This is a genomic window from Arthrobacter globiformis, assembly GCF_046536215.2.
Lineage (GTDB): Bacteria > Actinomycetota > Actinomycetes > Actinomycetales > Micrococcaceae > Arthrobacter > Arthrobacter globiformis_E.
Map to the genome: position 1 here is coordinate 1,982,237 of NZ_CM143421.1, position 15,123 is coordinate 1,997,359.

The following is a 15,123-nucleotide window of genomic DNA, read 5'->3' on the forward strand; positions in this document are numbered from 1 at the left end:
CAAAGGACGCGTCCGACGGCGGTGCTGCCGCCGGCTTCGCGGCCGGCAGTGCTTCCGGTCACATCCGAAAATGTCAGACCCCGTTGAGATAGTTTTCCTATGGAAGCCTTTGGGGAGGATCGAGCGGACATCGCGGTCGGGACTGACGTCTCGGGCCTGAGCGCTGCCGCTTCGCTGCGTGGCCGCCGGCTACGCAGCGTTCCCTCTGAAGCTCCTGCCGCCGGTTCCCGCTCTGAGTCACCTGTAAAGGCCGCGTCAATAAAGACCGATTCCGAGGACGGTGCTGCCGCCGGCTTCCGTTCGGACGCCCGGGCTTCCGAGGGCGGTGCTGCCGCGGCCATTGCGGTGGGCTCTGGCCCTGCAACTCAGCGTCCGGAAACGGACGGCCCGGCGTCGGTTGCCGAGACAACTACTGGGCTGGCGTCCCCGGCGCTGGCAACGCCTGATCTGAAGGCGGCGCTGGTCCTGCTGGACGCGGCAACAGCTGCAGCGGCGGAGGAGCTGGCCGCGGCCAACTTCATTCAGGCCGCCGATTTCGCGGAACTGATCGAGAAACTCTCCCGCCGCGTCGAGCACCTCCAGGTACTCGCCGCCGGCGCGGTGGACCGGACCCGGACCGAGGCGATCTACGCCGCCCAAACCACCAGCAAAGCGCCCGCATGGACCACCGGCTGGAGAACCGAACCCGAACCCGCTCCAGCCCCGGCAGCGTCAGCGTCTGCCTCTGCGGTGGGCTGGTCCCCGGCCGATGACGGAGCCCACAACACCGCCGAGTTCCTCCGCACCCGGCTCCGGATCAGCACCCCAGAAGCCCGCCGCCGACTCGCCCTCGCCAACGCCACCCTCCCCCGCACCGGACTCGCCGGCCGGCCCATGCCACCCGAACGCGAAGAAACCGCCTCCGCCCTCACCGCCGGCATCATCTCCTCCCGCGCCGGAACCACCATCACCACCGCCCTGGACAAAGTCCGCCACATCCCCAACCCCGCCCTGATCGCCGAAATGGAACACAACCTCACCCAAACCGCGATCGAAAACGACCACGACTTCCTCACCCGCATCGCCCACCGCTGGATCGACGCCCTCGACCAGGACGGCACCGAACCCTCCGAAGAAAACCTCCGCCACCGCCAAGGCGTCTTCATCCACCACAAACGCGGAGGCCTCCACCACCTCGAAATCCGCGCCACCACCGACCAATACGAAGTCCTCACCACCGTCATGAACACCGCCACCAACCCCCGCACCACCACACCCAACACCACCACCTGCGGAACCGACAGCAACGGCAACGGCAACGGCAACGGCAGCGGCGGCAGCGGCAGCAGCGGCGGCAGTGACAGCGCCGCCGCTGTCGATCCCGACGCGGCCTTCAACGCCCCCACCCCGCTCCCCGACCTGGACCGACGCACCCCCGCCCAACAACGCCTCGACGGCCTCGTCGGCGCGTCCAAGGCAGCCCTCGCCGCCGGCACCCTGCCCACCACCGGAGGACTCCGGCCCCAAGTCATGGTCACCGTCGGCTACCGCGACCTCCTCAACAGCATCCAAACCACCACCACCCGCGGCCCCCTCTACGCTTCAAAGCGAAACCGCGCCTCAAAGGAAAACCACGCCGACACCCGGCCAACACCGGCCCCCTGGCAAGCCACCATCCGCCCACCAACCGGCCCAGGCATCTGGCAAACCAACAACACCGAACCTACGGCCGGGGCCAGCCCAGACACGTGGCAGCCCAGCGGCGCCACGCTCCTGCCAGGCACCTGGCAGACCAGCGAACTCGATCCGGGGACCGCCCCGGGCACCTGGCAAAACGCCCCAGGCACGCGGCAGCCCAGCGGCGCCACGCTCCTGCCAGGCACATGGCAGACCAGCGAACCCTGGCCCGAATCTGACACCAGCCCAGACGCCCCGCAGACAGCCGAACCCGACGACCCGACGGACAACCAGACCACCACCAACGCCGGCAGCATCGCCCCGGCCGGCATCAACTGGGCAGGCACAGACCTCTTCGCCAAACCACTCCCCGGCCAGCCCACCAACGGTCCGACCGGCGGGCCCACCGGCCGGCCCGCCGGCGCGGCCACCGGCAGCGGCACCTTCACCTACTCCGGCCCCGTCACCGCCTCCACCATCCGCGAAATCGCCTGCGACGCCGACATCATCCCCGTCCTCCTCGGCTCCGAAGGACGGATCCTCGACATCGGCCGCACCACAAGGATCTTCCCGCCCCACATCCGCAAAGCCCTCAACGCCCGCGACCAAGGCTGCGCCTTCCCCAACTGCACCATCCCCGCCACCTGGTGCGAAGCCCACCACATCACCTACTGGTCACGTGGCGGACCCACCAGCACCGACAACGGCGTCCTCCTCTGCACCCACCACCATGCTCTGATCCACAAGGAACAGTGGAAAATCCACGTCAAAAACGGCATCCCCTGGTTCATACCCCCACCCCACATCGACCCCGCCAACAACCCCGACAAAACCACCACCACAAAACATGACCCCGCCCACAAGACAGACCGCGCCGGGCTGGCACTGGCCGACCGGCCGGGCCCGGGCTGGCTGATAGAACCTGGTCACGAGGAGCGCGTCAACGGGGAGAGCCGTGCCCTTGCCCACAAGCAAAGTCGATCCGTGCGGTCAACCTGCGAGCTCGGACTGGCAGCCGAAGGATGCCCGCGAAGTTGGTAAATCCAGCCGCGTCGTGATCGCCGGTGCCGAGGGTTCCCTAGCTTTGGCTCCAAAACCCAGAAACGCCCGGCCCTATTCGGGACCAGGCGCTTCGGTGAAACGAAAACCCAGGGGCTCCTAGGCGTCCTGCCAGCCACTGCCTTCCGTGAACGTGGCAACGAGTGTGCCCACGCCGGCCTGCAGCGAATTCGAGGGATCCTCGTACAGGGAAGCCTCAGTCGCACGGCTGTGCGTGATGAGCTGCTCGGCTTCGAGTTTCGCCTCGGGCACGGTGGCGCCGATGATGCCGGTCCGCGCCGGAAGCTCGGGAGTGTGTACTACATCTGCATTGGTCTCCGAGAGCGGGATGGTGGTCCCGGATTGAATCTCGTCGTGCGGGAACTCGAACTCGGCGTCGTCGGGGGCAGCGGGAATCGTGTACTCCAGGAAGTAGTTCATGCCCCCAGCCTTGCAGATAACCGCCATGCCAGAAACCCCGAGCCCTGACCGCGGGTACGAAATATCCTCGGCCTGCTCAACGGGAACGCGCGCGAGGGAAGTGTCCGCGTCCTACCGTCCGGATGCGTATCCCTGGGCTCCCCGCGGATTCGCGGCGGCCTGAAGCACGCCGGTCCCGGGATCCCGTACGACGGCGGACAGCCGTCCCAGCGTCCAGTCACCCGCCCGGGTGATCCGGTGCCCCCGACGCTCGAGCCCGGCGATAACGTCATCGCCCAACCGATCCTCGACGACGGCCCCACCCGGCTGCCACGTGCGCGGCCAGAAAGACCCCGGCATCGACGTCGTATGGAACGCCGGCGCGTCGATGGCCTGTTGCGGCGAGTACCCGCCGACGATGGTCCGCAGCAGGTACAGCAACTGCCATTGGTCCTGCTGGTCTCCGCCTGGCGAACCCAGCGCTGAAACAGCCACCCCATCGCGCAGCACCAGCGTCGGCGTCAGCGTGCTCCGGGGCCGCTTGCCCGGCGTCAGTGTCGCCGGCGTTCCGGGCTCCAGCCACGTCATCTGCAGCCGGGTGCCCAGACAGAAGCCGAGCTCAGGTATCGCCGGCGATGACTGCAGCCAGCCACCGGACGGCGTGGCCGAAACCATGTTGCCCCAGCGGTCCACCACATCGATGTGGCAGGTGTCGCCGCGTATTTCGCCGTTGGACGCCACGCCGGGTTCGCCAAGTGCATGTTGATCAAGTGCCGGCTCACCGATCGTGGGCTCACCAACACCGGCGGCAGCCGAGGAACCTCCGCGGCCGGAAGCGGTAGGACCGCCCGAAGCGGGCGACCCGCCGTCGTCATCCGACACAGCAGGCGGGACGTACTCGGTGCGCAACGCAGGCATGTACGGCTCACGCCCCGGAACCGGGCCCGGGCGGAACTCGTGCGATGCCTCGTCCGTGATCAGCTCCCGGCGCGACGCCGCATACTCCTCCGACAACAGGTAGTCGAGCGGAACGTCCGCGTCGCCGTAGTACGCCTCACGGTCGGCCAGTGCCAGCTTCTCGGCCTCCAGAATAGCGTGCGCCCCCAGCTCGGTGGACGGGTCGAGGTGGTCGTCATCGAAGCCGGCCAGGATCGCAAGCGTCTGCAGCAGCGCCGGCCCCTGCCCCCACGGGCCGGTCTTGGCGACCGTGTGCCCGCGGAACTCGAACGTCGCCGCTTCCTCATACGACGCGCGGAACTCCGCCATATCGGCCATCGTCATCACGCCGCGGTGGTCGGTTCCGGACGAGTGCCGGTGCGGTGTCCGGACGCTTTCGGCCACGGCGCGGGCCACGAAGCCCTCACTCCACTCCCGGCGGGCGGCGTCGATGCGCTCCTCGCGGGTATGCGCCGGCTCCGCCGCGAATGCCTCGCCGAGGCCGGCCCCTGCCTGCACCAGTTTCTGGAGCGTGCGCGCAAGCACCGGATTCCGGACCAGCTCGCCCTCCTCCGGGATGCGACCCTCCGGCATCCACAGTTCGGCCGACGTGGGCCAGTGCTCGCGGAACAGCCCCGCCACTGCCGAGATCGTGGTGCAGACGCGTGCCAGCACCGGGTGGCCGTCGCGCGCGTACCGGATGGCGAAATCCAGAACTTCGGCCAGTTCCCACGTGCCGTAGTCCCGCAGCAGCAACAGCCACGCGTCGACGGCACCGGGAACCGCCGCCGCGAGCGCACCGGATCCGGGCACCAGTTCCAGGCCCTCTGCCCGGAAGTGTTGGATCGTCGCGCCCGCCGGCGCCGGGCCCTGGCCCATCAGGACCACCGGTTTCCCCGGTTCCTCCGCCGTGCTGAAGACGCCGGTCATGTCACCGCCGGGCCCGTTGAGGTGCGGCTCCACCACATGCAGCACGAACGCGGCCGCCGTGGCCGCATCGAATGCGTTGCCGCCCCGCTCCAGCACGGCCTGCGCGGTACCGGTAGCGAGCCAATGGGTCGTAGCGGACATGCCGAACGTGCCTTGCAGCGTAGGACGGGTGGTGAAAGTCTCCGGCCTCGCAAAACTCATAGGGGCTACTGTAGTCACCGGCTTCCGACGGTTCCGGGATACGGCACCCGACACGCTCCGCCGGTGCCGGAGCCTACTTGCCGCGCTCGGGCTCTATTTGCCCAGGCCGGCCCGACGCAGTGCTTCGGCCATGGCGGTATCCGCGGGAGCTGGGCGCTGGCCGGACTGCTTCGGCTGCCGCCTTGCGTTGTCACGATCGACCGCCGACCGGCCTGAATCATTCCCCTGGCGTGCCCCGGGCTTGCCTCCACCTTGGCCAGGAGTGGCCGGTCGGCCCCGGCCACCGTCGCGGTTCCCACCGGACTCGCGGTTCCCACCGGACCCGCGGCCTCCTTCCGTGTTGCCGCCCGCAGAACGTTCGGCGGAGCGGCCGACGGCGCGGCCGCCTTCCCGGTTTCGGTCGCCGCGGCTGCGTTCCCCGGCAGGGCGTTCCCCGCCCGGACGTCCCACCGCCGGGCGTCCGCCAGCTTGGCGTCCGCCAGGCTGCCGGTCGCCGGCAGCGGCAGGTTCGTCGTCGAGCCTCAACGTCAGCGAGATCCGCTTCCGCTCCGGGTCAGCCTCAAGCACCTTCACCCGCACCACCTGACCGGATTTCACCACCTCGCGCGGATCGGCGACGAACCGGTTCGCGAGGGCGGACACATGGACCAGCCCGTCCTGGTGCACCCCGACGTCCACGAATGCGCCGAACGCGGCCACGTTGGTGACGGTTCCCTCCAGGACCATGCCGGGCTTGAGGTCGGAGATCTTCTCGATGCCCTCGGAGAACGCCGCCGCTTTGAACGCCGGACGCGGATCGCGTCCCGGCTTCTCGAGCTCGGCGATGATGTCGCGCACCGTGGGGAGACCGAAAGTCCCGTCCACAAAGTCGGCCGGGTTCAGCCGTCCGGCGTCGGCCAGCGGAGCAAGACCGCCTCCAGAAGCACCGGCAGCACCGGCCCCGCGAGAGCCGCCCGCCGCCGTCAGAATCTTCCGCGCCACCGAGTAGGCCTCGGGGTGCACGCTGGACGCATCCAGCGGCTCCGCTCCCCCGGTGATCCGCAGGAACCCGGCACACTGCTCGAACGCCTTGGCGCCCAGCCGCGGGACCTTCTTCAGCTCGCTCCGCTTGGCGAACGGCCCGTGCTCGTTCCGGTACGCCACAATGTTCTCGCTCAGCAGCGGCCCGACGCCGGCCACCCGGCTCAGCAGCGCCGGCGACGCCGTGTTCACGTCCACGCCCACCGCGTTCACGCAGTCCTCCACCACGGCATCCAGGCTGCGGTCCAGCTTCGCGGCCGTGACATCGTGCTGGTACTGCCCCACGCCGATCGACTTCGGGTCGATCTTCACCAGCTCGGCCAGCGGGTCCTGCAGCCGGCGGGCAATGGACACCGCGCCGCGCAGGGACACGTCCATGCCGGGGAGTTCGGCGGCGGCCAGGGCGGACGCCGAGTACACGGACGCGCCTGCCTCGGACACCACCAGCTTCTGCGGCGCCGCACCGGCCGCAGCGGCGGGGCCCGCCCCAGCCCCGGAGCCAGCAGTGCCACCGGATCCGGCAGCGGCGGAGAGCTGCTTGATCAGTTCGGCCGCGAGCTTGTCAGTTTCGCGCGACGCCGTCCCGTTGCCAATGGCCACGAGTTCGACGGCGTGCTGCCGCGCCAGCCGGGTCAGTGTCGCCAGGGCCTCGTCCCACTTCCGTGCCGGAGCGTGCGGGTAGACGGTGTCCGTGGCCACCACCTTGCCGGTCTTGTCCACCACCGCCACCTTCACACCCGTCCGCAGCCCGGGGTCCAGGCCAAGGGTGGAGCGGTTTCCGGCAGGCGCAGCCAGCAGCACGTCGCGCAGGTTGGCGGCGAAAACGCGCACGGCCTCGTCCTCCGCGGCGGCGAACATCCGTCCCCGCAGGTCCGCCGTCAGCCGGGCCAGCACCCGCGACCGCCATGCCACCTGCGCGGTTTGGAGCAGCCACGAGTCGGCGGGCCGGCCGCGGTCGGCGACCCCGAGGAACCTGGCCACGGCGGATTCGTAACGGGTGCGCGCGGCCGTGAGGGCGTCGTCGTCGGCGGGGTCAGCCTCGGCGAGGTCCAGCTCAAGCACGCCGTCCTTCTCACCGCGCAGCAGCGCGAGCACGCGGTGCGACGGCATTCCCGACGGCGCCTGCGAAAACTCGAAGTAATCCGCGAACTTCTGGCCCTCGGGTTCCTTGCCCTTCTTCACCCGGGACACCATCCGGCCCTGCGTCCACAGCCGCTCGCGCAGGTTTTCGGCAAGGTCCGGGTCCTGGGCCACGCGTTCCACGAGGATGGCCCGGGCGCCGGCGAGCGCGGCAGCGGCGTCGTCGACGGCGTGCTCCGCGTTCAGGTACTTGGCGGCCTCGCGCTCGGGATCGAGGTCGGGGTGCTTGAGCAGCGCGTCCGCGAGCGGTTCCAGCCCGGCCTCGCGTGCAATCTGTGCCTTGGTGCGCCGCTTGGACTTGAAGGGCAGGTAGATGTCCTCGAGCCGGGATTTCGTATCGGCGGCCACGACGGCGGCCTGCAGTTCCGGGGTCAGCTTCCCCTGCGCGGCGATCGCCTCCAGGACAGTACGACGGCGGTCCTCCAGCTCGCGGAGGTAGCGCAGGCGCTCGTCGAGCTCGCGGAGCTGGCCGTCGTCGAGCGTCCCGGTGGCTTCCTTGCGGTAGCGGGCGATGAACGGAACCGTTGACCCGCCGTCGAGCAGTTCAACGGCAGCCTTTACCTGCCAGGCCTTCACGCCGAGTTCGGCGGCGATCTGTTCCGCTATCCGGGCGGCAACATCGTCAGTGCCGTGGGCGCCGGCCGGCGCGGGAGCGGCGGTGTCCTTCGGCTTTGTCCCGGCGGCGGAGGCGGGGCTGGGCGTGGGCGTTACGGTGTGCTGCGGCTGTTGGGTCACCAGAACAGTTTGCCCTACGCGGCCGGATCCGGGGCGATCAGGGACCGGGGAACGGAGTAAACCGCACTACCCACATCCGTCCTTAAGTGGTGTAGTGACTTTATGCAGCGGGGGTCATCGACTTAGGCGGCGCATCATGCAGGAATTGCTCATCATTCTTCAGGACGGCTTCAACGACGATGAGGTCGCCATCACGGTGAACGGCAAGGAGGCCCGGTACGACCGCGATGTCACCACCCGGGAGCTGTTGGGCATGGCCGAGGAAGTCTCCGTGGAACTGCCGGCAAAGGGCGCGACGGTGGGGGTTGAGGTCACCAGCCGCAATCTCAGCGCGGAAATGAAACTCCATGGCAGGCCGCGCAGCCTCCTGGTGTCCATTGAGGACGGCGAGCTCGTGCTCAGCGAGGGGACGGGCCGCGAGGCGTTTTTGTAGCGCCGCTTTGCGGTCCCGGCCGGCTAGGAGCTGGCCGCGCCCGGCAGCGACAGTGCCTCGTCCAGCACTTTTCCGAAGTTCGCGGCATCGTGCGCGAACCGGCCGAGGAATAGCCCCGACACCCCGTCGAGTGTGGGCAGCAGGCCGGGTTTGGCGGAACCGCCGTAAATGACGGGCAGATCCTGCAGCCCGTGGGCACCGAGCTGCTCCCGCAAAATACGTACGACGGCGGACACGTACTCCGCGCTGGCAGGCTCGGCTGCGCCGATGGCCCAGACGGGTTCATACGCGATGACCAGCCGGGCGGCCAGACCCCAGTCGCCGCCGACGGCGGCCTCGATCTGTCCGTAGACGAAGCGGGCCGCGCCATCCGCGCCCTCAGTACTGCCGGCGTCGGCCGTTCCGTTAGTTGAGGTGCCCGCCGTGCCGCGCGACTCCTCCCCCACGCACAGCAGCGGGGTGACGCCGGCGCCGTCGGCCGCCCTGACCTTGAGCGCGATCATGGCGTCGTCCTCGGCGAAGTGCCGCCGCCGTTCGGCATGGCCGATCTCCACGAGTCCCACGCCCAGCTCGGCGAGCAGCGACGGCGAGAGTTCGCCGGTCCACGGGCCGTCGGCCCAGCCGCAGTTTTGGGCGCCGAGGACCAGTGGCGACCCGGCAATGATCTCCCCGGCGGCCGGAAGCATCGGGAAGGAGGGAATCACAAACGGGACCACCCGCCCGGCCGCTAAGGCCGGGCGGGCGTCCACCTGTTGGCGCAGTTCATCCAGCCAGCGCAGGCTGTCCGTGTAGCCCAGGTACATCTTGGTGCTGACGCCGACGAAGATCGTGCCGGGGTCTTTGATGGCCTGGCTGAGCTGGGTCACGGGGTTTCCTGCCTTTGCTGGTGTTGCTGAACTACTGGGGCTTACTACTTTTCCAGCAGTGCCTGGTCTTCGGCAGTGCCTGCCTTGCCGGAGTCGCTGGTTTCGAGCAGGTCGTCGGCCTTGTTCTTGAACTTCCGCGTGCCGATCATCATGGCCGCGGCAAGGAACGGCAGCACACCGAGTGCGTAGACGCCCATGGTGCCGGTGTCCGAGGCGGTGACCTGGTTGACGGTGGTCCGCAGGATCGGGGCGACGAAGCCGCCCAGGTTGCCCAGCGAGTTGATGAGGCCGATGCCGGCCGCGGCGGCGGTTCCGGTGAGGAACGCCGTCGGGTAGGACCACGCGATGGGGCCGATGGAGAGGAAGCTGCACACGGCGAGGGTGATGAACACGATGCCCAGCGCGGGCAGGTGGTTGGCGCCGGCCCAGGCGGAGCCGAAGATGCACAGGCCGGTGGAGATGAACAGGCCCGTGCCCCAGACGCGGCGGCGGATCACGGTGTTGGCGGCCTTGCCGATGAAGTAGCAGGCGAAGATGCCGAAGAACCACGGGATGGCAGCCATGAGTCCGACGGCGAGGCCCACCTTCTGTCCGGTCAGCTGGGACACCTGCTGGGGCAGGTAGAAGGTCACGCCGTACACGGCGATCTGCAGGCAGAAGTAGATGACGGTGAAGTACCAGACGCGGCCGTTCCTCATTGCTGCCAGGACGCCGCGCGGGCCGGATTCCTCCTTGACGGTGTCCTCGAGGGCCATGACATCTTGCAGGGCCTTCTTCTCCTCCTTGTTGAGGAACTTGGCGTCCTGCGGGCTGTTGATCAGGAAGAAGAAGGCAGCGATGCCCGCGAGGACGGCGAGCATACCCTCGACGAAGAACATGACCTGCCAGCCCTGGACGCCGGGAACCTGGTCGCCGATGTTGATCAGCCAGCCGGACAGCGGGGCGCCCATCATCTGGGAGAACGGCTGGGCCAGGTAGAAGATGGCGAACATCTTGACGCGGACCTTGTTCGGGAACCAGGCGGCGAGGAACATGATGACGCCCGGGAAGAGGCCGGCTTCGGTCACACCCAGCAGGAAGCGCAGGATCACGAAGGAGGTCTCGTCCTGCACGAAGGCGAAGCAGGCGGAGACGATGCCCCAGGTGACGGCGATGCGGGCCAGCCACACCTTGGCGCCGAACCTGGTCAGGAGCAGGTTGCTGGGGATTTCGAACAGGGCGTAGCCGATGAAGAAGATGCCGGCGCCGAGGGCGTAGGCACCCGCGCTGATGCCCTTGTCCGCTTCGAGTGCGGCCTCGGCGAAGCCCACGTTGGTGCGGTCCAGGAAGGCCACGACGTACAGGATGACGAGCATCGGCATGAGCCGGAAGGATGCCTTGGAGATGGCCAATTTGAGGACCGGCGAATCCAGCAGCTCCTTGGTGGTAGATGGGTTGGTGACAGTCATTCAAACTCCTCTTTGAGTAAAAGTGAGCAAATCAGGGCACAGCGGGACAATTACTTAGAGTGAAAAGGCGATGAGCAGCACGCCCACCAGGCAGACGAGGACACCTGCGGCCAGGTAGATCTTGCGCTCCCTGCTCCAGGAGCTCCGCGCGACGGTTTGGATGCGCTCTGGCATGAACAGTCCTTCCTTAGTGCATGTAGAGGCCGCCATCCACATTCAGCGTCTGGCCGGAGATGTATCCGGCGTCCTCGCTGATGAGGAAGGCGATGGCGGCGGCGATGTCGCGGGTGGAACCGACCCGGTTGACCACGAGGTCCTGGGTGAGTTCGTTCTTGCGTTCCTCGCTGAGGGTGCCGCCCATGATGTCGGTGTCGATGGGGCCGGGCGAGATGGCGTTGACGGTGATGTCGTACTCCCCCAGTTCACGGGCGGTGGAGCGGGTCAGGCCGATGACGCCGGCCTTCGCCACGGAGTACGGGGTCTTGGAGAACGTCCCGCCGCCGCGCTGTGCGGAAACGGAGGAGATGTTCACGATGCGCCCGATGCGGTTCTTCACCATGGATTCGGCCACGCGGCGGGTGGCGTAGTGGACGCCGTTGAGGTTGATGTTGAGCACGCGGTCCCACTCGGCGGCGTCGAGTTCCAGGTACGGGACGGGCGAGCTGACGCCGGCGACGTTGGCGAGGGCCACGATCTGGGGCAGCTCGGCCTCGATGGAGTCGATCGCTGCGCGGACCGATGCCTCGTCCGCGACGTTCGCGCCCACGCCGTGGGCTTTCACGCCGTACTGGCTGGCGATCTCCTTGGCCGTCGCCTGGCAGAGCGCGTCGTCAAGGTCGATGATGCCGATGTTCCAGCCCTGCTCCGCCAGGTAGTTGGCGGTGGCCCGGCCGATGCCGCGCTCCGAGACGGCGCCCGTGACGATGGCCGTGCGCTCGGACGGAAAAGTGGTCATGGATGTGCTCCTAAGTCGTTCGTGAAATGGGCAGCACAACAGGAGGGCAGCTGCCCCGAGGCAGCTCCCAACTGCTGTGGTGCTTGGGTGATTAGTGCTTAGTTGATCGGGGCCGGGCCGAGTTCCTCGATCAGCTTCTGCATGGCGACGTACGCCTTGTTGCGGTAGGCGATCAGCTCGGGGGTGCGCTCGGCCGGGACGTTCAGGAAGCCCGCACCGGTCTTGGTGCCCAGCTTGCCTGCCTCCACGAGGTCCGTGAGGATCTTCGGCGTGGCGAAGCGCTCCGGGAAGTCGGTCTGCAGCGACTTGTAGCAGAAGTTGTAGACGTCCAGACCGGCCATGTCCGCGATCGCGAACGGGCCGAAGAACGGCAGCCGGAAGCCGAAGGTGGTGCGGACCAGCGTGTCCACGTCCTCCGCCGTCGCGATGCCCTGCTCCACCAGCTGCGCGGCCTCGTGGAAGAGCGCGTACTGCAGGCGGTTCAGTACGAAGCCGGTGACATCCTTGACCACGGCCGTCTCCTTGTTGGCGGAGTGGACCAGGTCGCGGACGGCGCCAACCGTCTCGGTGGAGGTGCCCTCGTGCGGGATGATCTCGACGCCGGGGATGAACGGCGACGGATTGGAGAAGTGCACGCCCAGGAAGCGCTCCGGGTTGGCCACCGGCTGGGAGAGTTCGGCGATGGAGATCGTGGAGGTGTTGGAGCCGATGATGGCGTCCGGCCGGGCGGCGGCGCTGATGCGGGCCAGGGTCTCGTGCTTGATGGCGATGACCTCGGGCACGGCCTCCTCGATGAAGTCGGCGTCGGCCACGGCTTCCTCGATGTCCTTCGCGGCCCAGAGGTTCTGCTTCAGGATCGCGGTGGCGCCTTCCGGGAACAGCCCGTCGGCCACGAACTGGTCGGACTCGGTGAGCAGCCTCTCGTAGTTCTTCTGCGCCACTTCGGCAGACACGTCGGCGAGTGCAACGCGGGCACCGCCGAGGGCGAGGACCTGGGCGATGCCGCCGCCCATGTAGCCGGATCCGACGACGGCGAACTTGCGTGAGCTGGTGGGTGTTTCGGTCATGTTCAGTCGGCCTTCGTGTAGTCGGGTTCGTACGAGCAGATGGCGTCCACCTTGGCGGCGGAGGAGGAGTTTTCATCGAAGCGGTGCTCCAGCCATTCGCCCACGAGCTTCTTGGCGAGTTCCAGCCCGATGACACGCTGGCCCATGGTGAGGACCTGGGCGTTGTTGCTGAGGACGGAGCGTTCCACGGAGTAGCTGTCGTGCGCGGTGACAGCGCGGATGCCGGGGACCTTGTTGGCGGCGATGGCCACACCGAGGCCGGTGCCGCAGATCAGGAGTGCGCGGTCCGCTTCGCCCTCGGCCACCTTGCGGGCGGCTGCGACGGCCAGGTGCGGGTACGCGGTGGAGTCGTTGGCGGCGACCCCGATGTCCTCGACGGAGGCTACCCGGGGGTCGGCCTCCAGCAGGGCCTTCAGTGCTTCCTTGTATTCAACGCCGGCCTCATCGTTGCCGATGACAATGCGCCAGCCTTGTGTGGTGCTCATTCCGTTGCTCCGTTTCCGGCCGTCGAGGCCATGTGGGACGCGGCCGGGGTGGAACCGGCTGCATCAGATGCGAAGTAGGTGGCCACGCGCTCGGCAATCAGTCCGAACGAGACTGCGCCGGGGTCCGGGTGGCCGAGGCTCTTTTCCGCCAGCGGGCGGGCGCGGCCCTTGAGCGGGCGCAGCTCCGCGGTCTGCCGGGCAGCTTCGTTTGCCGCGGCAGCGGCGGTGGTGAGGGCGCCGCCCAGGGAGGATCCGCCGTCGCACGCTTCTTTGAACGCGTCCCGGAACGGCAGGAGGGCGTCAACCATGGTCTTGTCCCCCGGCTCCGCCTTGCCCAGCTCGGTGATGGCGTTGCTGAAGGCGGTGACGGCGGCGGCCGCGTCCCCGGCGGCGTACGAATCGCGGTTTCCGAGCGCGAGGCCCGCGGCCATCACGGCCGTGCCCCACAGCGCGCCCGAGGTTCCGCCGGCGCGCTCGCTCCACGCCTCGCCTGCGGCGGTGAGCACGCGTTCAACCGAGGCTCCCGCTTCGGCGTTCTGCTCACCGGCTGAGGCAGCCGCATCAACGCCGCGGCGCATGCCGATGCCGTGGTCACCGTCGCCGGCAATCGCGTCCAGGTCGCCAAGTTCCGCTTCATGTTCGACGACGACGTCCCGCACCTGGGCGAGGACGGCGGCTGCCACCCGGCCCAGGTTGGCGGACGCCGCGGTTGCCTTTTCGGTGTCCTCGTCGGCTGTGTCTTCGGCGCTGGAGAGTTCACGGCGGGCGCGCGGCGCGGTGTTGCCCTTGCGGAAGGCAGGGGTATCGGCCGGCGCTGCCCAGAACTGCTCGAGTTCGTCGTCGAGCCACAGCAGGGTGAGCGAGAGTCCGGACATGTCCAGGCTGGTGACAAGCTCGCCGCACTCCGGCTCCACGACGGTCAGGTTGGCCGCGGCGAGGAGCTTTTCGATCTTGCCGAAGAGGAGGAACAGTTCGTCGTATTTGACCGTGCCCAGGCCGTTGACGATGGCAACTACGCGGCTGCCGGCGTCGTCGGGCTTGTCCTCGAGAAGCCGGGAGACCAGCAGTTCGGCGAGTTCGGAGGCCGTGGGCATCGGGTGCTCGGAGATGCCCGGCTCGCCGTGGATGCCCAGGCCCAGCGACATCTGCCCGGCCGGAACGTGGAACAGCGGCTCGGACGCGCCGGGAAGGGTGCAGCCGTCGAAGGCGACGCCCAGCGAACGCGTGCGGTAGTTGGTCTTGATGGCGAGGCGCTCCACCTCGTCCAGGCTCAGGCCGGCCTCGGCTGCGGCGCCGGCGACCTTGAAGACGGTGAGGTCGCCGGCGATGCCGCGGCGCTTCTCGATCTGGTCCAGCGGGGCGCTGGCGATGTCGTCCGTGACCAGCACGGTGCGCGTCTCGATGCCCTCGGCGTTGAGCCGAAGCTGCGCCTGGCCGAAGTGCAGGACGTCGCCGGCGTAGTTGCCGTAGCTCAGCAGCACGCCGCCGCCGGCGTTGGCAGCCTTCGCCACGCGGTACACCTGCCCCGCGGCCGGCGAGGCGAACATGTTGCCGCAGGCGGAGCCGGCGGCCAGGCCCGGCCCGACCAGTCCGGCGAAGGCCGGGTAGTGGCCGGAGCCGCCGCCCACCACGAGGGCCACCTGGCCGGCGGGGATCTCGGTGGAGCGGACCACGCCGCCGTCCACGCGGGCAACGTACCCGCGGTTGGCGGCAACAAATCCGTCCAACGCCTCATCTGCGAAATCAGCGGGATTGTCGAAGATCTGGGTCATGGTTCCTCTTTGAATCCGGTT

Annotated in this window: 10 protein-coding genes and 1 pseudogene; 2 read left to right on the top strand and 9 right to left on the bottom strand. The window is 68.5% G+C overall.

The genetic code is table 11. The features are described 5' to 3' along the window. Positions 1 to 99: 99 nt before the first annotated feature. Positions 100 to 2,507 (top strand): annotated as a pseudogene (locus tag R5O87_RS08835) (HNH endonuclease signature motif containing protein). Positions 2,508 to 2,814: 307 nt separating this feature from the next. Here the strand turns inward: R5O87_RS08835 and R5O87_RS08840 are convergent. From R5O87_RS08840 to R5O87_RS08850, 3 genes are all read right to left on the bottom strand, one after another. Next, positions 2,815 to 3,135, bottom strand: a complete 321-nt coding sequence (locus R5O87_RS08840; protein ID WP_410557716.1) for a hypothetical protein — start codon at positions 3,133 to 3,135, stop codon at positions 2,815 to 2,817. 111 nt (positions 3,136 to 3,246) lie between these two features. Beyond that, complete coding sequence (locus tag R5O87_RS08845; RefSeq protein ID WP_410557717.1) at positions 3,247 to 5,181, bottom strand: gamma-glutamyltransferase family protein; 1,935 nt, start codon at positions 5,179 to 5,181, stop codon at positions 3,247 to 3,249. A 93-nt stretch (positions 5,182 to 5,274) separates the two neighbouring features. After that, positions 5,275 to 8,076: a Tex family protein gene (locus R5O87_RS08850; protein ID WP_410557718.1), complete on the bottom strand. Its 2,802-nt coding sequence runs from the start codon at positions 8,074 to 8,076 to the stop codon at positions 5,275 to 5,277. A 136-nt stretch (positions 8,077 to 8,212) separates the two neighbouring features. Between R5O87_RS08850 and R5O87_RS08855 the strand changes: the two genes are divergently transcribed. Then, on the top strand, positions 8,213 to 8,509 hold the full coding sequence (locus tag R5O87_RS08855; RefSeq protein WP_306921216.1) for a hypothetical protein: 297 nt from the start codon (positions 8,213 to 8,215) through the stop codon (positions 8,507 to 8,509). A gap of 23 nt (positions 8,510 to 8,532) precedes the next feature. Here the strand turns inward: R5O87_RS08855 and R5O87_RS08860 are convergent, their stop codons facing one another. From R5O87_RS08860 to dhaL, 6 genes are all read right to left on the bottom strand, one after another. Beyond that, on the bottom strand, positions 8,533 to 9,312 hold the full coding sequence (locus tag R5O87_RS08860; RefSeq protein WP_410557775.1) for a triose-phosphate isomerase family protein: 780 nt from the start codon (positions 9,310 to 9,312) through the stop codon (positions 8,533 to 8,535). 107 nt (positions 9,313 to 9,419) lie between these two features. Next, positions 9,420 to 10,823, bottom strand: a complete 1,404-nt coding sequence (locus R5O87_RS08865; protein WP_410557719.1) for an MFS transporter — start codon at positions 10,821 to 10,823, stop codon at positions 9,420 to 9,422. Between the two features lie 187 nt (positions 10,824 to 11,010). Further along, positions 11,011 to 11,778 (bottom strand): SDR family NAD(P)-dependent oxidoreductase, encoded by a 768-nt coding sequence (locus R5O87_RS08870; protein ID WP_410557720.1) that lies wholly within the window; start codon positions 11,776 to 11,778, stop codon positions 11,011 to 11,013. 98 nt (positions 11,779 to 11,876) lie between these two features. Beyond that, a complete protein-coding gene (locus R5O87_RS08875; protein WP_410557721.1) occupies positions 11,877 to 12,845 on the bottom strand; it encodes a 3-hydroxyacyl-CoA dehydrogenase family protein in 969 nt (322 codons plus the stop codon). A 2-nt stretch (positions 12,846 to 12,847) separates the two neighbouring features. Further along, the gene (locus R5O87_RS08880; protein ID WP_410557722.1) at positions 12,848 to 13,330 is read right to left on the bottom strand and encodes a ribose-5-phosphate isomerase; all 483 of its coding nucleotides are present in this window, start codon (positions 13,328 to 13,330) and stop codon (positions 12,848 to 12,850) included. Then, positions 13,327 to 15,102: a dihydroxyacetone kinase subunit DhaL gene (gene dhaL, locus R5O87_RS08885; protein WP_410557723.1), complete on the bottom strand. Its 1,776-nt coding sequence runs from the start codon at positions 15,100 to 15,102 to the stop codon at positions 13,327 to 13,329. The genes R5O87_RS08880 and dhaL overlap by 4 nt, the downstream gene beginning before the upstream one ends. Between the last annotated feature and the right edge of the window lie 21 nt (positions 15,103 to 15,123).